The following is a 24,522-nucleotide window of genomic DNA, read 5'->3' as shown; positions in this document are numbered from 1 at the left end:
GTGTCCTAGCTCCAAGCCCAAAAGCACCTCAGTCTAGCTTTGCTGCTTTAACGACACTAATATGTCTCCACGACACTTAAAAAGTCACTGTACAAATTGCCTCTTCCAAAGCCGTATCCAGATGGCGATCTCGCACGAGCGCCTCTCAAAAAACTATTTAGACTCAATTAGCTCTGACATTTTCCACACGTACCGAAAACCTAATGTGTACGCCAAACTCTTAATAACTCCAACGAAACCTTGAATTTGGTAGCCTAGGTAGGCTCGGATTGACCAGCTTTTGATACGACTCTTAGGAAAGTAAATAAATAGGAATTTCAGTACTCCAGATATGCCTTGGGTAACATAGGTAACGTATAGAGCCTCACCAAAGGTTTTAGATGAGTTGAAGCGATCGCCTCCCAGATATAAAAGTGGTTCGCTGTTCCAAGGATCGAAGACTGTGAACTTTGTGGAGAAATCCCAGTGTGGACGGACAAACATCTTTCCACGCTCGTTTAGCATGGAAGCAACGAAGCTGAAAATGCTGTTACTAATAACTACTACGTCGCAGTTGCTCAACATGAAGAAGTCGATGTAAAACTCTACGTCTAAGTCTTGCATCCTTTCCGGTAGCTTCACCTTCAAGTCTCTCAATGTCACCGGACAGAATTTTTCAAAGTCAGGAAGAACGCTGTCGAGTTCGTCACTGCACAGGAAAAGAACCGGATCTTCTAATTCGTCCCATATCCCGTCGAGCCACTCACAATACCATCTTGAAGGAACCACCAAAGTGAATCCCGCTAACGGAACTGAAACAAAATCGCCTCGTCTAATGTGAACTCCAATAATTGTTTTGCCTTTGGAGCGAAGAAGATTCAGTCCATCTTCCAAGACAGATTTCAGGTCGCTTACAGGTTGAAAAAGCGATCGGAAGTATTCCTGGTTTGGTTTCAGGAATCGGGTTGGCACTTGAAAGAAACCCCACAGATCGACGTTTACCAAACCCTGAGCGAGTGCTTCTGAACCCACACGGGAACTCTTCGCATCTGCAAGTTTTTCCAGGTAAGGGATGAATTCTGGAATATCATCGAACAGGTTTCCTCCAACATCCCGGCGCTCGATCGCAGGAGGTAAGCGCTTGGAAATGGGTGCATCGTTGTGTCCAAACAGAGTCTGACCAATCCAAGGAGGACACTCTATTCTTGCTCCACTCTTCTGAGCGCAGATTCTCAAGAAAGCATACTGGAATAGCTGATTGCCGAATCGTCCTAAGTTTCCTATAGAGGACATTGCCAAAACTGGCTCGTTGACATCTTCAGCTTGGTTTGCCGATGAGGATTTGGTGTTTTCAGCGTCTTTTTTGAACGTCTCAAACACGTTGAACGTCCTATCTATCTCGCTCTTGGTCGTGTATTTGGGGTTGTTCATTGCATCGGGTGAGTTATTTTGAGTTGCTCGTTAGCACAAAATTCAACTTCCTACACCTGAGTTTGACGTAAGGCAACCAACTCAAAGCTAAACACAGCAAAGGTTAGGAAGTTACAACCTGTCATTGTCTGGCTTATACTAATTCCATATAAAGTTGCACATAATGAGTAGCTTGAAGCGCTTACTAGAAAAAGAAGTATTCTATGCAGCTTTACCTAAAATTGGTATTACTTAATTTATATGTCTGATTCCTCCAGCTAGCGTAGTTTCCACAATATCGGCAGCTTTGTCCAGTCCTCCAGTGTTTTTAAGTACGTCCGACATCTGGCGTGTAGCATCCTTATAACTTGGGATACTCAGTAGGGTGTCTATTTTACGGCGCACCTCAGCACTATCAAAATGGTTCTTGTTTAGCTTTAAAGCAACCCCTAAGTCCACAATACGCGCTGAATTGTAGTGTTGATCTCCAAAGAAAGGCAAAGCCAGTATAGGTTTCTCCCAATACAGTGCTTCGTTAATGCTGTTCATACCACAATGACTAACAAAGGCACGAACAGATGAATGAGAGAGAATCGCTTGTTGGGGAACAAACTGTTCGATGCGGAAGGAGGATGGTACTGAAGGAAGAATATGCTGTTGGTTCTTGGGTAATGACCACAGTACCCGGAATCCAGTGTCAGTAAGTCCCTCCACTAATGCTTTAGCCTGCCAGGGTTCGAGAGTAGCAAGAGTACCAAAAGCGATATACACCACTCCCGTACTTTCTTCGCCTTCTTCCAACCATTTACTTAAAGAAGGGCTAAGAGGCTCGACATTTTTTGGGAAAATTGGCCCGACCATTTGCACATGGGGAGGTAGCGGACGTGGAATCTCAATACCAAAAGCTGTGCCTACTATCATGGGACGCTTGCTAAAAGGGTCGTCCAATTTCTTACGCTCAAGACATTGACGACGAACTTGATTGAGCTTTTTCAAGGTTGGTAAAAACTGCGGCAACAGCCAATAGGGCCTGAAGAAATTCAGACAACGTTGCCATAAATTCATGTTTATGGAATAGGATGTGCCGAAGCGAGGATACTTAGAACTGGTCGGTACAAAATTACCTAAAAATCGAGATTGAATAATGTACGGCAGGTTCATCTGCTGCGCTAAGTCCATCCCTGGAATAACGGCGCGATCAATCACTAGAAGATCCGAACGGTGCTGCTGAAAAATAGGTACCAACGTTTTGTACATCGGAACATACCGCTCGATTAGCCCATTTAACATCATTCTTTCACCACGCCATATCTTCGGCTCTTGACAAACTCTTTGCCACACCGACTGGGTTGTGTCAGAAAAGTTTTCATTAGTTGTTTCTATTTTTGGTTCCCAAGGGATAAAAATAGCACCAGTATTAGCAATCCATTCCTTAGCCTCCTCAGAAATAACAAAGCTTACTTGATAGCCCCTGTCAACCAACTCTTGGGCCAGCGCAATCATTTGATTAGCATGACCACGTAGAGGAAGCGAAACAAACATTACATGTTTTTTCATCTTCATTCATTCCCTTCAGATTCATTAAAAGTGGGTAAAAGAAAAGGATTTTTCCTTCTTTCGTCGAGTGCAAAGACGAATAAATTCCCGAATAATGTCTTTTTAATTAGTTCTTTTGCTGTGTTTGAGCCAAGACTGGCTTACCCGTAGATATTGCCTGTTCTACAATATCGGCGGCTCGACTGACTCCACCTGCACGAGCGATCGCATCTTGTAATCTGGTTGCATTGTTTTTGTAAGAATCTTCAGTCAGTACCCGTTGTATGGCACCTCGGAGTTTGGGAACAGTCAATCCGGATCGGGGCACAACCTCTCCTGCTCCTGTCCAAGCTATACGTGCTGCAATTCCAGGTTGGTCATTGGCAATCGGAATCGCCACCATCGGTACCCCATTGGTGAGGGATTCCAGAGTCGTATTCATCCCTGCATGAGTAATGGTGAGCGTCGCTTTTTCGAGCAGTTCTAGTTGAGGTGCATAACTTACAACTAGAGGCGAACCAGGCAATTCGGGTAGAGATTCCGGACTACCTGAACCACCCAGAGAAATCACCAACTGAGCATCCAACCCTACACACGCCTCAGCAATTCGCTGGAAAATCTCCTGCTGACGATTTTGTAAGGTTCCCATCGAAGCGTAAATCAACGGTTGCCCTGTTAATTTCTCATAGGGGAAAGGCACAGACTTCCGTCCTGTTGAGTTATGGTAGGGTCCTGTGAAATGGAAGCATTTGGGCAAAGTAGTGCGAGGAAATTCCAATTCCGCAGGCTGTTGACTTAACTGAGCCAGTTGGGAATAGAGTTGATTGGGATGAGAATGCAGAGGTAACTTCCATTCTTTGCGATAGTCAGTTATCAACTCTCGGAGGGGTTTCGTGATGCGACTGAGCAAAGAGTAAGCCATGCGATTTCGCAGACGTGCCCACCAGGCGGGATTGTAACTCCAGGGGGTGTTAAAGGGGGGAACAGTTTCCTCTCGATTTAGCACCACAGCACTGCACACGGTAATGAAGGGAATCTCTAGGAAGTCTGCAACAGTCCCTGCCTCTGGTGAAGTTTGGTCTACTAGCAGTGCTTCTACATTAGCTTCTTTGATAGCTTGCGGGGCATCTCGGAGGATTACAGCCGCCCCCTGCTTGAACAAATTGATAGTATATCGCAGAGCAGCTAACCCGCTGAGTTCCCCTAGTTGGGCAAAGGATTGAGATAATGCTCCTGCTGGAAATTCTGCCTCTCCAATTGCCCAGAAATCCAATCCGGCTGCTACTGTCTGGGGTTGAGCATCGAGTAATCCGAAAAGAGTAACGCGATGACCACGTTGTTGTAGTTCGCGACCTAACGGGAGCATCGTGTTGAGATGGCCAGTTTCTGCCGGACAGATAATACCAAAGTGAGTCATGAGATTTTCCCTAGTAAACTAGCAGGAGTTGATCTGTAGGCTTTGAATCATCTTCTGTCAGAGGGTTTGCTAATACCAATTTCAAACCTTATCAAACCATGATTGAAGGATAACTGAGGCTATATCTTAAAAAAATCCCTCACAGTAAAATTTAGTTAAGACTGTTTGAACTAAAAATTAAGAATAGATTAATAGGTATATTTAGTAACAATTCCAGGTGATGGGAATTTTGATACCATCCCTTACCATATTGGTTTGTGTTTGTTGGGTCATCAGCTATCGTTCCCCATTTATTTTCATTACCATACCATATTACATATGAGCAATTTTCGATAAAGTATCGCCTTCTTTTATTACGTAAGTCACTTCCTAATTTTCTCCTAGATTAAAGATGCTTGGATGTAATGAAATGTAAGCAAAATAAACTTGTACAGTTCTCTTTATTGGTAGCGACCCTAGCAGACGATTCAGCAACAAATGATTTGACGCTTCGGCTTTGGTTGCTGGGAGGATTAAAAGGTCGCTTCTGATACTCCGGTGGAAGAGTAGGAACAGTGAAGTGAGCTACCTGTTCGTTAGCGATCGCCTCTGGAGGTTTTGTAATGGGGGTTAATCGCCAAAAGGCTGCACTAGATATTTTTACTTCGTGAACAGTCTGAAGCGGCAGAGCGTTGGAAGCTATTAGTCATACAGTCTCTATCCTCACTGCGAAAAGTATTTAATCAGCAAATCTTTGCCAGAATCTCCCATCTGATGCAGCAATTACTCAGTCTCCTTCAAGGCAAGCGGTAAAGGTTTTGTCCGCCCGTTCTCGCAACGATTGATGCTTTGAAATGAGACCGCTAATTTTGCGGCAAACTTAACTTGTGACAGTTCTAGGCATTGTCACGTTTCACGCACCAGATATGCTAGCTCTGATATAGCGATCGCAGGCATAAAATTTAAATTGTTGTATTTCCTTTATCTTTAACATCTAGGTAGTGGTATAGAAGTAGTGATAAATTCACTGTCACCCCCTACCGTACAAGGCTTTGAGCATTGAATATCACTATCTGTTTACCACTACCTGTTTTTGATGCTGCTCTCACTCCTAGGATTCGTATTGACTAGGGTATGTAGTCAAGCTGTTTACCACTACCTGTTTTTGATGCTGCTCTCACTCCAAAGCTTTAGTTAACAATTGGGTATGCTGCTTGACATAATCACTATGTCTGCCCAACAGATTCATTAACCCCAATGACTCTGTTCGTAATTCCATATCCTTCTAGTGCTTCTGATAATTCGCTGATAATTTTTTATACGAACGTGACCGCATCGCCATTAGCGTGACGAGCAGTCCGATCGATCCAGTTACTGTAAATAAAAGCGCAATGCCTCGATCGGTTCCTGTGCCAAACCAATTACCTAGTAGCTCCACACCTGCGCCCGTGGTCATAAAGGGGATGAAGATGAATTGGGCAAGCGGGCCGACCATAAATGCAGTTAGGGGCGATGCTGCTTGTTCAACACTTTGGGCAAACCCGAATACGCGCCCCTGACGTTCAGGAGGTATTACGGCTTGGATGATGGTTTGCTCTGAAGCTTCCACAACCGGAATCAGGCATAAGTAAATAAATAAACCGCTCGCCAGCAGGACGATAGATGCCTGAATCGTAAAGAAAATGGCAATTATCCACATGACAATATTTGCCAAAGAGAGCGTTCGGAGTGGATTTTTTCCTAAGCCTTTCTTGGCGACAACCAACCCGCCAACGATGAATCCTAAGCTCAAGAACCCCCACAAAACGCCCCATACTTGTACTGAAACCAGAGACAAGCCATAGGCATCCATCAGGGACATGAAGACTCCGCCCAAGAAGTTGTTGAAGCTATTGAAAAAAATCAGTGCGAAAAGTCCAGGTACGACATGTATGGCTTGAATCGTTCCGGGAATATCAATGCGGTTCGTTTGACCTTCAACATGAATGATTCCCGGTTCGGGAATGGATATTGTCCATAAATGGATAATCACGAGAATGGTCAGTCCAATCGAAAAAACCAGCATCCAAAATACGCCGAGAAAACCGATTGCAAGACCGCTAAATATAGAAGCAACCAGGAATGATACGCCATTTGCAGTACCAACCAGACCGTTTGCCCGATCTCGTTTTGCATCAGAGATTAAGATCGTCACGAGTGTTGAAAGCGCGATCGCACGTAAATTTCCAGCGATCGCACCAACCAGTGCGAGGATGATAAATACCCAAAGAATGACGCTTGAAGGATCGGTAAAGACAGATGGCTCTGTAGAAATAAAAATGATGTAGGCGAGTAGGTATAAAAAGAGAGAACAGATGCTTGAAAGCATCATTGCTATTTTCTTTTTATATCGATCAACCAGAGAACCCAGGAAAAATCCAGAGATGGCGACTGTGACGAGATACACACCTGCCATGACCGATGTAGCCAGTACGGATTTGGTTTGAAGATACACCCAAAACGTGACCGCAAACCAGACAAACGTATTGGTCAGCGAAGCCACAAGTGAGTTTACTAAAACGGCATTAAAAGTTTTGTCATCAGGTATGGATCTCGACATTCTATGAAAACTCCTTTCCCAGGCTACAAGATTCGAGCCGCTCGAATTGAGGATTTAGCAACGCTGGCCCAGATCGAACGAGCCGCAGCCACCTTGTTTCTTGACACGCCTTACGCCTTTGTGATTGATGCTGAACCCCTCTCGTTAGACTTCGTAACCCAACAGTTTCGAGCCAGACGGGTGTGGGTTGCTGTAGACGATCTTGATACGTCTGTGGGGTATGCGATCGCGCAGGATGTTGATGGAAACGCTTATCTACAACAAATTGACGTACATCCATCTTATGGACGTAGAGGCATTGGACGTGAACTTGTCGAGGCAGTTTGTGTGTGGGCAAAACGCCAGGGCTATCGCCGGATATTGTTATCGACCTTTCGTGACATTGAGTGGAACGCACCGTTCTATGCAAAACTTGGGTTTGAGATTTTGGCTGAGGTTGAACTCACCGCGGGTTTTCAGCAGATCAGGCGTAAAGAAGCTGAGGCTGGATTGCCCATTGATCAACGTGTAATCATGTACCGTGACTTACAGTAGCCTAACAATACGATCTAAGTAAACGGGATTAATTATTTGTAGGCTGGGTTAGCGATAGCGTAACCCATGCAGGTGCTGGGGTTTTTATATTTTGGTTCCACTTAGACCCAAAATACAAAAAAATGCCCTGACTACAAGAGCCAGGGTACCGGGTAGCATCGAAAAATTAATTGCAGTCGTATTACTCCATTCAAATACGTTCTAGGGTTCGTCGCTAGTTGCGCTCAGCCCTATCAAAAATTCAAGTACAGCAACTTGGGGCGCTCGTATTTAGGGCAGTGGTTCAGGAATTCTTCTCGATATCCTCGATTGAAGTTGAGAGAGGATTTTCTTCCAATCCGGGATAGGTAGATATGATCATGTAGAAACGGATCTTTCGCCAGTGCGATTGCCGATCGAGAAATGTGTGTATGACGATGTAGAAGCGGATCGGACACCAGTGCGATCGCCAGTTGAGAAATGTATATTTTCCGGAAAGTATAAGAAATCGCCGCCTAAACTAAGGGAAAGTTCAGCGTCTGTTGAGGGCAAGTCGGATTAGTCGAAAAAGTCTACCACGGATACAAATAGTCGAAGACAAATTCCGGGTTGGGTTTTAGCAAAGGCGTTGGAACCCAAAAGTTGGAGTTACGCCCACTTGGCAGAACAGCTTGGAGTGCACAAATCACTTCTGGGTAAGTGGATACAAGGCGATCGCAAAATTCAGCCAATGCATCTACAGTTGATTTGGCAATGGTTAGGTCTAGAGCTACACCAGGGAAAACGCTCAATTATTGAGACAGTTAATGACCAACTCAAAAACATTTCTCAAATTGTACATTCCAGACACCGCAGTATCACTAACTTTATGGTCAATTTGGTAGCTGGCTTAATTGCCTATACTCACCAAGCAAAGAAACCATCTCTTCAAATTAAAAGAACTGACCTACAACAGCTTCCTGATGCGATCGCTCTTTAATTTCGTTACATCGAACTCAGGTGAAAACCGACGAAATTCGTCGCGTTGTAACGATGGGATAAGCGGGGAAGTACCCAGAGTGCTGTAAGTTGTGGCTTGGGCTTTAAAAAATTAATACTTTGTTGCCCACATTCCGCTCATTCTCCATTTCTATCGCGCCAAGAGCTATCAGCGTCGCTTTCTGTGCTTGAGTTAAACCTGTAACCCCAGTGATGTTCATGCCTTCGTAGAGTTTGGCAGGTTTCAGCGTTTTTAGGCACTCACCCGTATTGACATCCCACAGCCTCACCGTTTCATCCGCACAGCCACTTGCCAGAATTTGATTATCTGGACTGAAAGCAACCGACCATATGTCCTCAGTATGTCCGGTCAAAGTTCTTAAGCAACTACCAGTGCTAACATCCCATAGTTTCACCGTTCGGTCATAACTGCCACTCGCCAAGAGTCCTTGGTAAGGAGAGTTGCGAGATAGCAGGCTAAAAGCGATCGCACAGACTTGATTAGTATGTCCGGTAAAAGTTTTCAGGCATTCGCCAGTGCTGACATCCCACAGCCTTACCGTATTGTCGGCACTGGCACTGGCTAGAGTCTTCCCATCAGGGCTGAAAGCAACAGCATAGACCATATTACTATGTCCGGTGCAAATTTTGAGACATTGCCCAGTGCTGACATCCCACAGCCTTACCGTTCCGTCTAAACTACCACTAGCTAGGGTCTGACCATCGCAGCTAAAATCGACTGAAAATACCCCATTACTATGTCCGGTCAAAATTTTCAGGCATTCACCCGTGCTCACATCCCAGCAGCGTAACGTTTGGTCTAAACTGCCGCTGGCTAAGGTCTTACCATCCGGACTCAAAGCAACTGAATGTACCCAATTTGTATGTCCGTGCCAAGTGCTTAAACATTCACCCGTGCTCACATTCCAGCAGCGTACCGAGGAGTCAAAACTGCCGCTGGCTAAGGTCTTACCGTCGCCGCTAAAAGCGATTGAAAATATTTGAGCCGTATGTCCGCGCCCAGTATTCAAGCATTCACCAGTGTTAACATCCCAAAGCCTCACCCTATGGTCACCACTGCCACTCGCTACGGTCTTACCTTGAGGACTAAAGGCAACCGAGTAAACCACATTACTGTAACCAGTGAAAGTTTTTAAGCATCTGCCTGTTTTCACATCCCATAACTTCACCATTTGGTCTATACTGCCGCTGGCAAGAATTTGACCATCCGAACTCAAAGCAACTGAAAGTACCCAATTAGTATGTCCGGTGCAAGTTCTCAGGCAGATGCCTGTTTCTACATCCCAAAGCCTTATTGAGTAGTCAAAACCGCTACTGGCTAAAGTTTTACCATCAGGACTAAAGGCGACTGAAAATACTCCATTACTATGTCCGGTGAGAGTTTTCAGGCAGCATCCCGTGCTGACATCCCACAGCCTCACTGTATGGTCGTTGCTGCTACTGGCTAACGTCCTACCGTCACAACTGAAAGCGACTGAAAATACTTCTTTAGTATGTTCCGTAAAAGTTCTTAGTTCTCTACTGGTGCTGATATCCCAAACCTTCACTGTTTGGTCGTGACTGCTACTGGCTAAAGTCTTACCATCAGGGCTAAAAGCAACTGAATAGACCACAGCGTTATGTCCGGTGTAAGTCTTGAGGCAGTTACCTGTTGCAACATCCCAAAGTTTTACCGTGTGGTCTAGACTACCACTAACTAAAGTTTTACTATCAGGACTAAAGGCGACTGAATATACTCCACTACTATGTCCGGTATAAGTTCTTAAGCAGCGACCAGTATTGATATCCCATAGTTTCATTGAGTGATCGAAACTGCCACTAGCCAAAGTTTGACCGTCGGGACTGAAGGCGACTGAAAATACCTGATTGGTATGTTCTATCAAGGTATGAAGCCGTTGACTCGTTCGCATTCGCCACAGATGAATTTTGCAATCACCACTACTTGTCGCCAAAAGTTGGCTATCCGGACTCAATGCTACACTCAGAACGCTCACTAAGAGTTCCGAAAAAACCGATTTAGCCAAATCTGAGTGAGCAAAATTGACATTATGCAAGTTCACTCTCTGTAGGTTGGCTTGCCAAACTGTTAGATGGGAAAAGTCATAGTCGCTTAAGTCTACCTGCAATTGGCGCAGCACATTGATAATATTTCCGCTGACATAACCTGTCTGTTGCGGCGATTTTCCGCGCAGCAACGATAGAATTTGAACTAAGCACTTTTCCAGATTTTCTGGGCAGCCAAGAAGCGCGAGCGCTCTATCAATCGCTGGTTTAAGAATCAGGCGGATTTGAGTCTCCCTCACATAGTCTTTGGCTTGAGCCTTGACTAAAGCGTGACGACTGAACAGGAAAACTTTTTGACTGGCAATCTCTGCACAAATTCGATCAATTAATACACTAATTATGTACTCCATAACTACAGGTTGTTGTGTAAAACCATCGGCGATTTTTTCAATCAATGACCGACGTTGCAATGAGCCTAGTGCTTGTAGGAGTTCGCTGGCTGATACGGGAGAGACAAAATCCTCTTGCAATTCCTCTAACAACACTGGTTCGCGATTGATGGCTAACCAGTACATAATCTCTTGTTCTATATCGCTCAGTCGCTGAAACTGCCGCTCTAACAAATCGCGGATATCATCAAAAATAAACGAACCTTGGTTTAAAAATTCTAAAAAGCGAGGAATACTGCTATCAAAAAAATCTGTTACCCCTGAAGCTACTATCTTTAAAGCTAAGGGATTGCCGCCATAGCGTGAAATCACGCTTGTCCATTCATCTTCTGACCCAGTAAAAGACCCCTTCGCAGAGAAAATTTTTCGTCCTTGAACTTCGGGTAAACCTGTCACTTGTAAGCAGCGAACCGGTTGTGTTTCGCCCTCTAAGGCGGCTAATCCTTGTGGTTTCTCGCGACTGGTTAATATCAAGCTGGTGTGGTGATTTGTTTCCCCAACACATTTGAGTAACTCACCGTAACCTTCATATCCTTCTCGATAGTGTCCCGTGGGTGAAGCAAAGCTATGCCGTAGGGAATCGCCTGCTTGCAAAACTGACTCAGCATTATCCAAAACCAGCAGACACCGCGAGGATCGTAAGTAATTTAGCAATCGCAAGATTCTGCCGTCCAGGTTAGTTGGCAGATTAGTTTCTTGTTGGTTAGAGAGAAATTGGATCAGTTCTGCCAATATCTCTTCTACAGGGGGGGCATTGCGAAGACTTCGCCAAATGACATACTCAAATCCTGATTGCAGCATTTGGGCAAGCTTGGCAGCCAAAGCGGTTTTGCCAATGCCACCCATCCCCAGCAGCACAACCAAACGGCAATTGTCCTGTACAATCCATTGCTCTAAAGTCGTCAGTTCGTCACTACGACCGTAGAAAACCGAGACATCCGGTGCTTCGCCCCAATCTTGGTGTCTGTTGGCCATCAAGAGGGAGGATTTCACATCTACAGACTGGGATAGAACCCGATCGCCCAAGTCAGCGATCGATCGCCAATCCAGCCCCAATTTCCCACAAATCTCCAGAAAAGTCGCATAATCGACGGTTTTTCCATTGAGGAACCTGCCGACAGTGGATAAAGCGAATTCCAGCTCTTCAGAGAAAGCTCTTTGGCTGCGAAAGCCATTGCGCTGGAGGGCTAACTTGGCTTGCTTAATGCACTCACTACGAACTTTGAGCGATCGTGACATAGCCTATTCTCCGAAAGTTATGCAGATTTTAGCAGAGTCAGTCAGTCGAAAGTCGGTAACAAGTCAGTACGATCTCAGTCTCGATCTCAGTCATCTGCGTGTTTTGATGAACTTATTGATTAAATCAGGGCGCAAAGGCTTCGTGCCTAGATGTCGATTCTGTGAAAGCACTGTTGCCAATCTGAAACTTCAGTGAGCTGGATGTTGATGATTTAAAGAGTTTGGGTCTCAACGATGTTAATGCTCAACGACACAACTATAGAAGTTAACGTTACTGATGTGTCGGTAATTCCAGGGCTGAAAGAGCTTTGGGCTGAGACTATCGGCGATCCTCGCATCTGTATTGCTGTTCTGGATGGCCCAGTCGAGCGATCGCATCCCAGCCTTGTTGCTGCTAAACTTACCCGACTTGAAACCCTTGTATCGCGCATTGGTGACAGAGGATCGGTATTACAGCACGGCACCCACGTTGCTAGCGTTATCTTTGGTCAGCACGACGGGCTAATTAGGGGTATTGCGCCTCATTGTCGTGGTCTGATTGTGCCAGTTTTTACTGACGGCGTTGCAGGCTCACTTGCTCCCTGTTCCCAGATCGACTTGGCACGGGCTATTCTACAAGCTGCTCAGCAGGGAGTCCACATCATCAACATCAGCGGTGGTCAGCTTGTTCCTAGTGGGGAAGCCCACCCACTGCTTGCCGATGCCGTCAGGTACTGCGCCAACAATGGCATCTTGATTGTAGCTGCCGCAGGGAATGAAGGATGCGATTGTCTCCATATTCCCGGCGCTTTACCTTCGGTATTAGCAGTAGGTGCAATGAATTGGCAAGGTATGCCTCTGGACTTCAGTAACTGGGGTGAGAGATACCAAACCCAAGGAATCCTTGCTCCGGGCGAAAACATCCTGGGTGCAAATCCTGGCGGCGGCGCGATAGCAAATAGCGGCACTAGCTATGCCACCCCCATTGTTTCAGGCATTGCAGCCCTTTTACTGAGTCTCCAGCTCAAACGCGGACAGAAGCCCAATCCTCACGCTGTGCGAGCAGCCATTCTTGAGAGTGCGATCGCCTGTGACGACCAACCCGTGCCAGACTGTCGCCGCCTTCTGGCTGGTCGTCTCAACGTTAAGGGAGCGATGTCTCTAGTTCTCCAAGGAGAAGACACCATGACTGATTCCAGCGCCACACCAGAGGCGGCTGACTTCCAACTACCTATGGCTCAGATGCCTGCCCCTGAAGTGCAAGCGGCAACATACAGCAGCAATAGTTCTGCGGCAACTGTCGCTCTTTTACCAGAAACTGGTGCATCCAGTACAACATCTAAAAGAAGTGAGGACACTTTGGACTACAGTTCAGTTGCTCCCAGCGGTGTCACCCCCTCTGCCTGTAGTTGTCAGGGTGGGGGAAGTCCTACAGTGCAGTTAGTCTACCCCCTCGGACAGTTGGGCTACGACTTTGGCATAGAGGCACGGCGCGATTCTATCATGCAGCACATGAGCGAATCGGCAAACCCCCAAGACCCTAACCAACTGTTGGCATATCTTGAAAATAATCCTTGGGACGCGGCAGCGATTCTTTGGACACTGAGTTTAGATGCCACGCCCCTTTACGCGATTCAGCCTCAAGATCCCTTTGCCAGCGATGTTTATCAACGACTCCGCCAGTTTCTCAGGGAGCAACTTAGCGAGGGGGTTGAGCGAGTTTCGATTCCAGGCATCATTGTCGGGAGTGTCAGGCTGATGTCAGGTCAGGCTGTCCCTGTTGTTCAGCCCGCAATCCGAGGAATGTATAGCTGGACGACTACTGCTTTGATCGAAGCGATTCTCGGTAGTCCTCCCCCTGAGTCTGCGGAGGAACGGGAACGAGAGCCTTATGTCCAGAGGGCACAGCCTGTTACCAACTTTCTCGAACGTGTTTACTACGAGCTTCGCAACTTGGGGATGACACCTCAGGAGCGGGCAATCAACTTTGCGGCGACTAATGCCTTTAATGTTGAAAAGGTCTTTGAAGCTGCAATTCGGGAGGAGATGGATCTTGACATCATCGAGGTGGAACGTAGTCCATTGTGTCGTCCCGACTCAGACTGCTGGGATGTTAAACTCACGTTCTTTAACCCCGGCAAAGTGTTTGAACAAGCCAGGAAAGTGTATCGATTCACCGTCGATGTGAGCGATGTTGTTCCCGTGACGGTGGGTAGGGTGCGCTCTTGGTTCGTTCGGTAACGAATGCTATTTAACCCGCGGTCGTTATGTGGCGATCGCAAATCGACAACCTTAATTTTTAGGAGCATATAGAGATGAGACTTCCAAATCAGTCCGAACCCATCATTCGCAGTGTTTCCCAAACTTACGGAACCATACACCCAGCGGGGTTGTTCTCTGATGGGCTAGTTGATATTCCACTACTAGGAAGGCTCGCTGCGAAGCCGCTTCAAGGTCACATTTGCATCAAAGGTTGGGGTTGTGGATGTAAAGGCGGTTCCGATTGCTTGGACTTGATTTATTCTGGCAAATGCGGAAATGACTTTAACTGCGTGCCTACATCTGAGGGACCTGTTTGTACTTGCAAATACTAATCAAAACTATAGGCGAGCACTTGGCACTGGGAAAAAAGCGCATCCTTTTGAAAAGATCATCGAGGATTGTAACCATGAAAAAAAGTTTACTCGCGATCGCCCTCGCTACAGCAGCACTCTCTTTAGCTTTCTCTGGGTCGGCTAACGCAGGGCCAGGAATCGTGCTCCAGGGCTTCCAGTTCAATGGCTGGAGTCTGAACGGCGGGCACAACGGCGTGAGATTGAAGGCTGTCGTGCTCCCGGGCACGAGTATGCAAGCCACAAAACTGCAAGGCATGGAATTGCAAAGCCTTAAAGTCGAAGGTGGACAGCTTGTAGGCGTAACGCGAGTTGCTGCTGAATAGTTGTTCTAAAGATACCCAACTTCTTAGAGCAGTCGGGTATATCTGAGATGCTGGATTTAAGTACCAGTATTTTAGGTTAATCTTTTTTCTTAGCGAGACTATTAAGGTTTAATTTGACAGTTTCCCCTCTAAAGACGCGGAGTTTCCAGTAATGGAGGTTTTCTTATGAACAAGTTCTCAATCGCTACGGTTTGTGTTGCCGTTCTTGCCGTAAGTGCAGTGGGTAGCACTCCGGCTGATGCCGCCAACTTGACCCATCTTGACATTTCTGGCAATGTGACTGTTTCTTCAAATTCTTTGCCATTGTTAACAGGTAAGCCTGTAACTAAGGTCAACCGGATGGTGAATCTGGAGGTGATTATTGATAACTTTGCCAAGAGGCTTCAAGATGAACAAGATTCCAACCTAACGTTTCCCATAGTTGGCTATCTGGATCAATACTTACCTAAAGTTTTACCGCCTCTTCCTTCAGGAATTTCTATCACAGCTTTTAGTGGTCAAGGTTCTATTTTTGGTGATGGGGCTAAAACCAATTTCCTATCAGAGTTTTTTTGGTCATACAACTCCGTTCAAGATATCCTAACGGTGGATGGCTATGATTTCTCTCGTATTGAAATGTGTCTAGAGACAACCTGTTATCTATCGGGGGCGAGTAATCAGTTCAGTGTTTCTTCTGCTGGGTTTTTCATTGATGACCTCCAAATGAGTTTTAATGTTGCCCAAACTGCAACTCCCCTTGGAGCAAATACATCACAACTGACTAGTATTTCATCCTTCAACATCTCTCAAACTAATACAAAATCTGTTCCTGAACCTGCTAGCATCTTGGGTTTATTCGCAACTCTAGGACTTGGAACATTACTCAAGAAACAACATTTCAGGAGACAGGCGAATACGGTGGAGTAGTAGGAAAATCAACTGGACTAAAACTCTTCTATTATGTAGCCGTCTTTAGATGACTTTAGCTATAAGGCATGGTTTTAACCATAACTACGGCAGAGCCAAGAATATACCCACTCAAACTTTATAACTCTACTCAAATGAAATCAATCTGCAATACCCTTCTCAGTGTTTTGCCAGCATTGGCATTAACCGTTAATTTGCTTCCCGCCCAAGCAGGAGTTCTTGCCCCCGGTTCTATCTATGACGGAAAAACATTGGGCGAATGGTCAGCAGAATGGAACAAATATGTTTATTCTATTCCTGAGTTTCAAGGCCCACTCTGGGATACTACCGGGGAGAAAGCAAGCATTAATCAGTCAGGTTCTGTATTTTTCCTAGTGGGTACGTTTACCGGAGAACCAGTCACACGGAAAATTACGGTAAACGAGAATCAATCGCTTTTTTTACCTCTAATAAATGTATGGAATAATAACTTCCCTTTAGCTGAAAATAACCCCCCTAAGGCGGGAGAGGAACTCGCCAAGGCAATTAAGCCAGTTATCGATGCTACGGATTCTCTATTTTTCAACCTTGACGGTGTGGCACTCTCTACAGATGAATTGTTTCAACATCGAGAAACTCCTGCCCCATTCAATGCTACGCTGCCAGAAAACAATTTTTATGGTGAGCCAGCAGGCAGTTCCTCTGTTGTAGCATCAGATGGCTATTGGTTAATGGTTGAGCCTTTATCTGTAGGCAAACACACAGTAAGTTTTGGCGGAACAATCTCGGCTCTTGATTTCCGGCAGAACAATACCTATGAAATCAGCGTAGTCCCCGTTCCCGAACCAACTGCAATAATAGGGTTACTTGGGTTGGGTCTATTTATGGGAATTTCTCGCCGAAAACAGCACGTTTGACTGAGTTATTAATTCAGGATGAAAAAAGTTAAGCCTCTAAATTTATTTATGGGGCTATTCTTGTCTTATCGTAAACTTTGACTATTTGCGATGAGATTCGGGTGATAGTTTAACTCTCAAACTTAATAATGATGTAGAGAGAGCGATCGCTGTTGCTGAGAGAATAAATTCTCTGGCGGTTGTTGAGCAGGATGCAAGCTCTCAAGAGCATCAACACTGAATTAAAAAGATGAAAATTGAATTTTTATGCAGTCTTTTTCTTCTCCCTATATTATTGCTGGTGGGTTGTGAAAAGTTAGTAGAGAAGCCGAGGGTTACTTCTTCCACTGAACCTATTTCCCAAAATACTTATATTGGTGAAAAGACTAAAGTTATTAAAGGCAAAGACTTAAAAGGCGCACAGCTTAACGCTGTTGACGAGCAAGGAAAAAAGCTGAATTTTGAAATCAAAGATGTCGAACTAGACCCAAAAGACCCGGAAAAAGAAACTTATCTTTACACAGTCTTTTATGTAGATTCAGCTAATTCTCAAGGGAAGAATTTATGTACTCCTGATGCCGAGAATGTCGCCAAGGCAATTCCGCTGACAGGTTCGTGGGATGAGACAGGAGCGCATACTGAATCGAGCAATATTATCACATTTGGGTGTACCAGTGGAGTTCTCGCTAAGTGCGTTCGCATGGGTTACAAACCGTGGAAGACTGTCAAGGGAACGTCACTCCGAGATTATCACCAAGCTTGTACGCGCATGGCACGCGCCGATTACTGCGGTAACGGCAAAAGCCACACGCGAGATGGGACTCCTATCAATATATATGACAAGCTTGGTATTCAAAAGAAAACTCCCCACGATGGGATGGTATTTGAAGCAGCTTGGAGTCCAGAGGGTGCGACTTTTATCAATCGACCGAGGTGGTTTGAAACAGTATCTGAAATTCGCCAAGAATGTCCTAACAAGCTTAAAGGTCGCATTAATGAGGGCGGTAGTTGGACAACTGCCGAAAAAGTAAAACAGAATCAGTCAGGTTCGTTGCTGTTTAATGATTCGCTGATAAAAAAACGCCTTTAGCGTATCAAGTAGGAGCTACTGCTGACCTTTAAGCAGTAGTGGTGAATGCTGATACAAAATTTTAGATAATTAGTTGTACTAAGTCTAAAAAGCTTAAATTAGTCAACATAACATCATCTCCTTAAACCAATGGACATAACTAACTTTTTGACACATACAATATTGTAAATAGCGGAATTTATCTAATAATGGTGGTGGTAAATATGTAGTGAAAGGGTAAATATATAAACTAAAAATACTTTCATTTTTACAGTTTGCGGTGGTTATTTATTGGCCTCGGTAAGCGGTTATTTTGACAATTAGCATAATCCTTAATTGAAATCGATTTTTAAAGCTCATCTCATATTAAATGCTATAATTTTTAAAAAATATCAAAATTTTCAGTAATTATGCTTACTTCTAGACCTGACTGCCCTCGTTGTGGTTCTAACCATATTGTTAAAAATGGCAGAATTCACAATAAAAAACCTAAATATAAATGTCAAAATTGCGGCAGGCAATTTGTTGAAAACCCTAACAATAAGCTCATTGATAAACATACGTTAGATTACATTGACAAAATGTTACTGGAGAAAATTCCCTTAGCAGGAATTTCTAGAGTGACTAGCGTTTCTAAAAAATGGCTTCAAGATTATGTTAATACTAAGTATGCTTCAGTTCCTCAACAGGTAAAGGTTTCAAGCAAACATAGCTCTAAATTAAACATCGAATGTGATGAAGCTTGGTCATTCGTTAATCATAAAGGTAATAAGCAGTGGATTTGGTTAGCATTGGATAAAAAAACCAGGGAAATTGTCGGTTGTTATATTGGCGAACGCAGCGAGCAAGGGGCTAGAGGATTATGGAATTCTCTCCCATCAATTTATCGGCAATGTGCTGTTTGTTATACAGATTATTGGGCGGCCTATGAGCAAGTTATTCCAAGTAAACGGCATAAAGCCGTAGGTAAAAACAGTGGTCTGACCAACCATATTGAGAGATTTAATAATACGATGCGTCAAAGAATTTCTCGATTGGTTAGGAAAACTTTGTCTTTTTCTAAAAAGCTAGAAAACCACATTGGGGCTATATGGTATTTTATCCATCATTATAATGCGTCGCTATCTATGTAGTAATTTTTTCACTACATATTTACCACTACCCTAATAATGTATGACCCCATTGTTCGGGAATACATAAGAACTATAAAATTAGAGAAGCTATCAAATCAAGATAGATTTGTATAGTAATATTATTGATGTTATTGGTTACTAATTTGTTAAGTTTTAGATGGATTTTTAAAAACTTTTATAATAATTCAACTCCTCAACGTAGTTGATAAATATCCTTGATTTCATCATCACTAAGTGCTGCATTTCCTGCTGCTGGTAAAGTAGTCATTAACCGGAATTCAGTTCGGCTTTCCAGATTGCAAAAATTAATTACTCTATATGCTTGAGCATCGTTAGATGCACCAGTTATACTAATTCATGTGACTCGTAAAATTTTAGTTTCCAATTGTTATGTATCCGTAAAACGAAGTATTTATTTTCTTGTACTAAGTCTTGAATAAATTTTAATCCCGCAAATCCCCTATCGATTAAACCAACAGCATTTCTTGGTAAAGCAGGCATCATTTTTGCACAAAAGTTGTAATCAGGGTTATAGTCAAAATTGACGAAGTTATCTTCAAGACTCCCTGGAGATAAATTTAGAGAGCTAAAAAGCTTAACCTGATTATGACCCAGAAACCACAACAATTTACTTGTCAAAGTAATAATTGTTGAATCAATTGGACAAATAGCATATTCTTGCAGCCCGATAGCAAAGCACCTGCCAGTTTGCCTTCATTCCCACATCCCCTCAAACTGCCTAGTGCCAACTTGATATACCTGACGTGTGCTGTATATAGCGATGTACTTGGATTCTCTGTAGCCGCGAATGCAGCTAGCCCCGACACCTAGAATCAAATTGAATGCACTGGTGCACTGAAATTCATTCGATTGCGTAAGAGCAGGACAACCAATAGAGAACGTGAAACAGTTCTTGAACGAGGTTGAGCGCATCCGGCTCGGTGATGGAGATCGAAATTAGATACGATGAAAACCTCTACAAAGGGTTGAAAGCGATCGCAGTTTTAGTTCAGTTGTAAACATTCATTGGTACTGATATCGTTCCCCCTCATTAATGTAGGGGCGTTGCAATTGAGGAAATAGCATAATAAAGTTTGGTGCATCAACTCATAGTGTTCGGTAAACCCCAATGGTTCAAAACGTTGTGATTATTGGAGCGGGTCCGGCTGGACTGCTACTAGCACATTATTTATTGTGTCGGGGCAACTACCATATTGCTATCTATGAACGTCGTCCCGATCCTCGGTTAACTGATGTTTCTTTTGACCGCACATTTCCGATCTCGCTTCAGGAACGGGGCAGAAAAGCTATTCGAGCAATTGCTGGGTTAGAGGAAGCGATCGCTGCTCAAAGTGTCTTCTGTCAGGGGACGATTATGTATGGGAAAAAAGGCAAATCCCGACAGGTTCCCCGGAAAAATCCAATTCTCACAATTGACCGCAATCGCCTCGTGACGATTCTGTTGAAGCAATTAACCGAAACCTCTAGCCCGAATCAGGTTAAGGTACATTTCAACTGTGAATCTACGGCTGTGGATGGAACGGCTAAAACCGTGACCTTGAAACCTTCACAAGGAGATAGTTTTACCGTTCACTACGATCTACTGGTTGGTGCAGACGGGGCGCGATCGCAAATTCGAGAGTATTTAGTCGAGAATGCAGGCTTGCCGTGTTCTCAAAGCTATGTTCCGGATGCTTATAAATCTGTGTTTTTAAGTCGGCTCCATCCGAGTGCAGGAGTAGAGTTAGAACCGAATAAAATCCATGTCTGGAATTTGAATAATAAAACCCGGATGCTGATGGTACCCCAACCGGGAGACAAGTTGAATGGCGTGATTATTTTTGATGCTCAAACGAATCCCCTAGAAGGATTATCAACGAAAGAAGAAGTTAAGGCATTTTTTCTAGAAAATTTCCCGCTCTTTGGTCAGTTGATGTCGCTGGAAGAAGCAGAGGCGTTGCTGAAGCGTCCAGTGGCAAGGGTGTTAACGGTACGTTGCGATCGCTTTCATCAGGGCGATAGTGTCTTGCTGATTGGCGATGCTGCTCATGCGGTGTCGCCATCGCTTGGGCAGGGGTGTAATTCTTCGTTAGAGGATGTGCTGATTTTGGGACAATTGTTGGAGCAGTATGGGGATGATTGGGGGAAGATTTTGCCGCAATTTTCAGAGCAACGAGTCCCGGATGCCCATGCCTTGCAAGAGTTATCAAATTATTCGTTTCCTCGCACGAAGTTGCTGGCGGTTGAGTTTTTCTTGCGGTTGACAATGGGAAGGCTATTTCATCAATGGTTTCCCGGTTTAGTTAAGCCGTTTGTGTTTGATTTGGTGTTAGATGCAGACTTGTCTTATTCGCAAGTGTTGAGTCTCAGCCAAGGTTGGATTCACAAGGTGAAGCGCTCAATGGTCGAGAATTCTTGAATCACTTATCCTTCTAATAACCGTTGCACTGAAACCACAACGTCGGGAAATGCCAAGGGACGAATTTCTCCAGTCGTGAGGGTCAATTCTGAGGCGTAGTCGCCATTAACAGGGTCGCGGAATACGTTGAGCCGTCCATGCTTCAAGTCCACAACCCAATATTCCCGAATCGATGCGGCGGCATAGGTTTTTTGCTTAATATTAAGGTCTTTACTGAGGGTGGTGTTGGCGTATTCGATTAGCCAAAACACGTTTTCGGGATAGGGATGACGGGTACGATAGAGGGGACGCAGGGGTTCGACAACGGCTATGTCGGGTTCGGGTTCGCTGGCGCTGTTGGGTAGGGTAATCGGCTTGGCATCGCGCACGACGGCACGGTTTCCCAAGTGTTCTTTTAAGTAGTCGGCAGTATCGGTACTCTGCTGGGCGTGTTCTGGACCCTCTGGGGGCATTTCAATAATTTCTCCGTTCAATAGCTCGACGTGACGACTTTCTAAAAGACCGACTTCAATCATGCGGTGATAGTCGTCTAGCGTCCATTTGGCGGTCGTTACGGTCATCATGGTGTCCTCCTGACCCAACGGGGTCCTTTAATTTTGGCACTTCTATTAACGTCGCTGATATTCCTGTTGGCATTCAGGGACACGGCATTCTCCATGTGGTGAATATAGGCATTATTTCCCGCCTCTCTCCCCAACATCTTAAAAAAGGGAAACGCCTCATCCCGCACAATCCGCAGCATTTCCTCGGAGTGGGTGAGGTTCTTGAAATACGACCAGTGACAGCGCTGCTTATCCTCAGAAAAGATTCGGTCTTGAACACTCTACCCAACCGTTGCGCTTTCTTTTCCTTCGCCAACTCTAGGTCATCCAATCGCTTGATGAACAGTAGGTAAGAGATTTGCTCGATTACCGAAAGGGGGTTACTAATGCCGTTATTCCAAAACGTAGTCCAAAGGCAACCTACTTTTATACGCCTCAGTCGCTAAAGACTTTGATTTCTCGTTGTTGCTTGGTTTTTGGCTGTCCAGTTAACCAAAGCTTATCAATGTCACTTTCCCCACCCCACGACAGAATCAGGTTCCAGTCATGAACAATGATTTTTGCTTATGCCAGAGAGCGCGATCGCAACTTTCGGCTAAAATCGCCTACCTTTGACTGACTGGTAAGCGATCTTAGAGCAAACACAGATGGCAGAATCACCCAAGCTTGGGACACTTTGTCCCGTGGAGTAGCAGCAGAAGCTCCAAGACATAGCAAAAATCTCTGGACAGGAAGAAACTGAGATTTTACTTTAAGTGATCGCCCGGTATTTGAAGAAAACTGACAAGAGCAATGTGAAGGGTGCGATCGCGTTTAACCCGGTTTATGGTTCCAGTGCTACTCGTACCCGCACTATCCTGGGGAAAACACAGAAATGCTTGCCAATGCCTACCACATGAGGAAAATTAAACCTCACCCGGTCATCATTATCTTGGTTATGTTGTACTGGCGCAGAAAATTGAACCCAGACCATGAGGGCTGGGGGACGATGAGACGAGCGCGATCGCGTTCATAGCGGTTCCACCCCAATTACACGAAACTTGCATTTCGTGTAATGCAGCACTCAAAGCATTGATAGAGCGTTGTTTCAGAGTTTTACGACGGTTGAACTTGGCTAAGCTTATCAATGCCACTTTAGCTACCCGACGACAGAATAAGGGTTTCAGCCACAATAGATAAGCTTAGTTTATGTTTGCGCTGCTATCGTCTCGTTGAATGGGATTCGCTAGTACCTTCACTGCAATAATAACGCCACCTATTAGCATTGACAGCCCCATCCAAAACCTGAACCGTTCTTCATGGCGTATACCGTCAATATATTCTGCACTCGTGCCGCCATAGATCCACTCTGCCTCTAGTGCTTTCCCTTCAACACCCTGCACCACTACACCAAAAGCTAGCACTGGGCTATCTACCTCAAAGCCCAGATATCGCTTAGTTCCTTCATTAGTAACGCTATTCCGGATAAGCTTTGAGTCTTCTTGCCAAGTAATGGGGAATCTTTCGATGTTATAGCTGTTGTTTTTGATTTGAATCAACGCATCGGGCAGTGCTAGCACTAGCGGCGGTGTTACCCGCAAGTCCTCAGACCAAAGTACCTCCATATCATCAGTGCCCTCATACTGTTGACGTATATAGGCGACAAATTGATTAAACTGGGTAGGTGTATGCTTGCTGACGTGACCCTCGATTGCTACCAGCTTTCCTGGTACACTATTTTTAAAACCGGTTGCTGTAACCAGTTGCAACTGTTCAAAATGTCTGAGCTTTTCAGCGGCATCAGTGCTGTGTTCCATGAACGCTGCGCCGCAACAAGCAAAGAAGATCCAAAATACTAGCGCTAGTAATCGTTCACCAACATTTAGCTTTTTTCTTTCCTCAGACATATTATTCTGCTCTATAGTAAATACTCCTTCTATGCATCTACCTTTTTAGGCGAGAGAGTTACACACAACAGGAACAATTCTTCAACATATTGCATAGAAGGATGAAATGCCCTCAATGTAACTCCACTCAAACCGCTAAGAACGGACATCGTCGGGGCAGACAGTGCTATAAGTGCAAGCAGTGCGGGCGGCAATTCCTCGAATCGTACCGTCCTTGGGCTTACTCCGATGATGTCAAGCAATTGTGCATCAAAATGTATCTCTCTTGTCTTGGGATTGCGTGGAACCCTCGCGAGTCACCGAGATTCACCACACCACTGTGATGCGCTGGATTCGAGAGGCGGGACATCAACTCCCTGATGCGCCTGAAGCTGAAGAAATTCCAGAAATCACCGACGCCGGATGAATTACAAACCTTTGTCGGCAACAAGCGTAACAAACTGTGGATTTGGACTGCCGTTAATCATAAGCAAGCAGGAATTCTGGCATGGGTGGTTGGTGATCGTAGTGCCGAAACCTTCAAGTTCTTATGGTTTATCCCACATTCCGCCCTTTGATTGTCACAAGCGGATAATTCAGTGGAACCGAAGGCTAGCACAGGCAAGTTCAATCGAGTGAAATCTGCTAGAGATGAGAGATACTCACTTTTTT

Annotated in this window: 19 protein-coding genes and 3 pseudogenes; 12 read left to right on the top strand and 10 right to left on the bottom strand. The window is 44.8% G+C overall.

Annotated elements, in window-relative coordinates; all coding sequences use genetic code 11:
* Positions 1-153 precede the first annotated feature (153 nt).
* From H6F74_RS28405 to H6F74_RS28385, 4 genes are all read right to left on the bottom strand, one after another.
* Positions 154-1,410: an alpha-1,2-fucosyltransferase gene (locus H6F74_RS28405; protein WP_190445446.1), complete on the bottom strand. Its 1,257-nt coding sequence runs from the start codon at positions 1,408-1,410 to the stop codon at positions 154-156.
* A 231-nt stretch (positions 1,411-1,641) separates the two neighbouring features.
* A complete protein-coding gene (locus H6F74_RS28400; protein WP_206756375.1) occupies positions 1,642-2,952 on the bottom strand; it encodes a glycosyltransferase in 1,311 nt (436 codons plus the stop codon).
* A 100-nt stretch (positions 2,953-3,052) separates the two neighbouring features.
* Positions 3,053-4,342: a glycosyltransferase gene (locus tag H6F74_RS28395; RefSeq protein WP_190445444.1), complete on the bottom strand. Its 1,290-nt coding sequence runs from the start codon at positions 4,340-4,342 to the stop codon at positions 3,053-3,055.
* A gap of 1,264 nt (positions 4,343-5,606) precedes the next feature.
* Positions 5,607-6,920, bottom strand: coding sequence for an MFS transporter (locus H6F74_RS28385; RefSeq protein WP_190445443.1), 1,314 nt, complete (start codon positions 6,918-6,920; stop codon positions 5,607-5,609).
* Positions 6,921-6,923: 3 nt separating this feature from the next.
* Between H6F74_RS28385 and H6F74_RS28380 the strand changes: the two genes are divergently transcribed.
* From H6F74_RS28380 to H6F74_RS28370, 3 genes and pseudogenes are all read left to right on the top strand, one after another.
* The gene (locus tag H6F74_RS28380) at positions 6,924-7,454 is read left to right on the top strand and encodes a GNAT family N-acetyltransferase (RefSeq protein WP_190445442.1); all 531 of its coding nucleotides are present in this window, start codon (positions 6,924-6,926) and stop codon (positions 7,452-7,454) included.
* 382 nt (positions 7,455-7,836) lie between these two features.
* Complete coding sequence (locus H6F74_RS28375) at positions 7,837-7,995, top strand: hypothetical protein (protein ID WP_190445441.1); 159 nt, start codon at positions 7,837-7,839, stop codon at positions 7,993-7,995.
* A gap of 219 nt (positions 7,996-8,214) precedes the next feature.
* A pseudogene (locus tag H6F74_RS28370) lies at positions 8,215-8,412 on the top strand (transposase); the annotation flags it as partial.
* A gap of 103 nt (positions 8,413-8,515) precedes the next feature.
* Here the strand turns inward: H6F74_RS28370 and H6F74_RS28365 are convergent.
* Positions 8,516-12,124 carry an NB-ARC domain-containing protein gene (locus tag H6F74_RS28365; RefSeq protein WP_190445440.1) on the bottom strand — a complete coding sequence of 1,203 codons (3,609 nt, stop codon included), beginning with the start codon at positions 12,122-12,124 and terminating at the stop codon, positions 8,516-8,518.
* Positions 12,125-12,358: 234 nt separating this feature from the next.
* Here H6F74_RS28365 and H6F74_RS28360 point away from each other — a divergent pair, with 234 nt between their 5' ends.
* From H6F74_RS28360 to H6F74_RS28340, 6 genes are all read left to right on the top strand, one after another.
* On the top strand, positions 12,359-14,344 hold the full coding sequence (locus H6F74_RS28360) for a PatA/PatG family cyanobactin maturation protease (RefSeq protein ID WP_242022615.1): 1,986 nt from the start codon (positions 12,359-12,361) through the stop codon (positions 14,342-14,344).
* A gap of 427 nt (positions 14,345-14,771) precedes the next feature.
* Positions 14,772-15,041: a hypothetical protein gene (locus H6F74_RS29740; RefSeq protein ID WP_206756374.1), complete on the top strand. Its 270-nt coding sequence runs from the start codon at positions 14,772-14,774 to the stop codon at positions 15,039-15,041.
* 165 nt (positions 15,042-15,206) lie between these two features.
* On the top strand, positions 15,207-15,947 hold the full coding sequence (locus tag H6F74_RS28355; RefSeq protein ID WP_190445439.1) for a PEP-CTERM sorting domain-containing protein: 741 nt from the start codon (positions 15,207-15,209) through the stop codon (positions 15,945-15,947).
* A 134-nt stretch (positions 15,948-16,081) separates the two neighbouring features.
* Positions 16,082-16,843: a PEP-CTERM sorting domain-containing protein gene (locus H6F74_RS29580; protein ID WP_199301716.1), complete on the top strand. Its 762-nt coding sequence runs from the start codon at positions 16,082-16,084 to the stop codon at positions 16,841-16,843.
* 229 nt (positions 16,844-17,072) lie between these two features.
* Entirely contained in the window at positions 17,073-17,912 is an 840-nt protein-coding gene (locus tag H6F74_RS28345) for an ADYC domain-containing protein (RefSeq protein ID WP_190445438.1), read from the top strand.
* A gap of 389 nt (positions 17,913-18,301) precedes the next feature.
* Entirely contained in the window at positions 18,302-19,024 is a 723-nt protein-coding gene (locus H6F74_RS28340) for an IS1 family transposase (RefSeq protein WP_190445437.1), read from the top strand.
* Positions 19,025-19,097: 73 nt separating this feature from the next.
* Here the strand turns inward: H6F74_RS28340 and H6F74_RS28335 are convergent.
* Positions 19,098-19,702: pseudogene (locus H6F74_RS28335) on the bottom strand (transposase); the annotation flags it as partial.
* A 451-nt stretch (positions 19,703-20,153) separates the two neighbouring features.
* Here H6F74_RS28335 and H6F74_RS28330 point away from each other — a divergent pair.
* Complete coding sequence (locus H6F74_RS28330) at positions 20,154-21,443, top strand: NAD(P)/FAD-dependent oxidoreductase (RefSeq protein ID WP_190445436.1); 1,290 nt, start codon at positions 20,154-20,156, stop codon at positions 21,441-21,443.
* 5 nt (positions 21,444-21,448) lie between these two features.
* On the opposite strand, the gene H6F74_RS28325 is transcribed toward H6F74_RS28330, so the two are convergent.
* Positions 21,449-22,003: a Uma2 family endonuclease gene (locus H6F74_RS28325; RefSeq protein ID WP_190445483.1), complete on the bottom strand. Its 555-nt coding sequence runs from the start codon at positions 22,001-22,003 to the stop codon at positions 21,449-21,451.
* A 43-nt stretch (positions 22,004-22,046) separates the two neighbouring features.
* Positions 22,047-22,424 (bottom strand): annotated as a pseudogene (locus H6F74_RS31265) (type I restriction-modification system subunit M N-terminal domain-containing protein); the annotation flags it as partial.
* A gap of 316 nt (positions 22,425-22,740) precedes the next feature.
* Here H6F74_RS31265 and H6F74_RS28315 point away from each other — a divergent pair.
* Positions 22,741-22,884 carry a hypothetical protein gene (locus tag H6F74_RS28315; RefSeq protein ID WP_190445435.1) on the top strand — a complete coding sequence of 48 codons (144 nt, stop codon included), beginning with the start codon at positions 22,741-22,743 and terminating at the stop codon, positions 22,882-22,884.
* Positions 22,885-22,920: 36 nt separating this feature from the next.
* Here the strand turns inward: H6F74_RS28315 and H6F74_RS28310 are convergent, their stop codons facing one another.
* Together H6F74_RS28310 and H6F74_RS28305 are read right to left on the bottom strand one after the other, a co-directional pair.
* Entirely contained in the window at positions 22,921-23,118 is a 198-nt protein-coding gene (locus tag H6F74_RS28310; RefSeq protein WP_190445434.1) for a hypothetical protein, read from the bottom strand.
* Between the two features lie 48 nt (positions 23,119-23,166).
* Complete coding sequence (locus tag H6F74_RS28305) at positions 23,167-23,871, bottom strand: hypothetical protein (RefSeq protein ID WP_190445433.1); 705 nt, start codon at positions 23,869-23,871, stop codon at positions 23,167-23,169.
* 244 nt (positions 23,872-24,115) lie between these two features.
* Between H6F74_RS28305 and H6F74_RS28300 the strand changes: the two genes are divergently transcribed.
* Positions 24,116-24,277, top strand: coding sequence for a hypothetical protein (locus tag H6F74_RS28300; protein WP_190445432.1), 162 nt, complete (start codon positions 24,116-24,118; stop codon positions 24,275-24,277).
* Positions 24,278-24,522 lie beyond the last annotated feature (245 nt).

The sequence above is a fragment of the Trichocoleus sp. FACHB-90 genome, from assembly GCF_014695505.1.
Classification (GTDB): Bacteria; Cyanobacteriota; Cyanobacteriia; order Cyanobacteriales; family FACHB-T130; genus Funiculus; species Funiculus sociatus.
This window is presented reverse-complemented; position numbering and strand designations above follow the sequence as displayed.

What these genes read in the sequence shown, in the direction of transcription:
- H6F74_RS28405 (WP_190445446.1), bottom strand. Translation starts at nt 1,410, where the DNA reads ATGAACAACCCCAAATACACGACCAAGAGCGAGATAGATAGGACGTTC.
- H6F74_RS28400 (WP_206756375.1), bottom strand. Translation starts at nt 2,952, where the DNA reads ATGAAGATGAAAAAACATGTAATGTTTGTTTCGCTTCCTCTACGTGGT.
- H6F74_RS28395 (WP_190445444.1), bottom strand. Translation starts at nt 4,342, where the DNA reads ATGACTCACTTTGGTATTATCTGTCCGGCAGAAACTGGCCATCTCAAC.
- H6F74_RS28385 (WP_190445443.1), bottom strand. Translation starts at nt 6,920, where the DNA reads ATGTCGAGATCCATACCTGATGACAAAACTTTTAATGCCGTTTTAGTA.
- H6F74_RS28380 (WP_190445442.1), top strand. Translation starts at nt 6,924, where the DNA reads ATGAAAACTCCTTTCCCAGGCTACAAGATTCGAGCCGCTCGAATTGAG.
- H6F74_RS28365 (WP_190445440.1), bottom strand. Translation starts at nt 12,124, where the DNA reads ATGTCACGATCGCTCAAAGTTCGTAGTGAGTGCATTAAGCAAGCCAAG.
- H6F74_RS28360 (WP_242022615.1), top strand. Translation starts at nt 12,359, where the DNA reads ATGTTAATGCTCAACGACACAACTATAGAAGTTAACGTTACTGATGTG.
- H6F74_RS29740 (WP_206756374.1), top strand. Translation starts at nt 14,772, where the DNA reads ATGAAAAAAAGTTTACTCGCGATCGCCCTCGCTACAGCAGCACTCTCT.
- H6F74_RS28355 (WP_190445439.1), top strand. Translation starts at nt 15,207, where the DNA reads ATGAACAAGTTCTCAATCGCTACGGTTTGTGTTGCCGTTCTTGCCGTA.
- H6F74_RS29580 (WP_199301716.1), top strand. Translation starts at nt 16,082, where the DNA reads ATGAAATCAATCTGCAATACCCTTCTCAGTGTTTTGCCAGCATTGGCA.
- H6F74_RS28345 (WP_190445438.1), top strand. Translation starts at nt 17,073, where the DNA reads ATGAAAATTGAATTTTTATGCAGTCTTTTTCTTCTCCCTATATTATTG.
- H6F74_RS28340 (WP_190445437.1), top strand. Translation starts at nt 18,302, where the DNA reads ATGCTTACTTCTAGACCTGACTGCCCTCGTTGTGGTTCTAACCATATT.
- H6F74_RS28330 (WP_190445436.1), top strand. Translation starts at nt 20,154, where the DNA reads ATGGTTCAAAACGTTGTGATTATTGGAGCGGGTCCGGCTGGACTGCTA.
- H6F74_RS28325 (WP_190445483.1), bottom strand. Translation starts at nt 22,003, where the DNA reads ATGACCGTAACGACCGCCAAATGGACGCTAGACGACTATCACCGCATG.
- H6F74_RS28305 (WP_190445433.1), bottom strand. Translation starts at nt 23,871, where the DNA reads ATGTCTGAGGAAAGAAAAAAGCTAAATGTTGGTGAACGATTACTAGCG.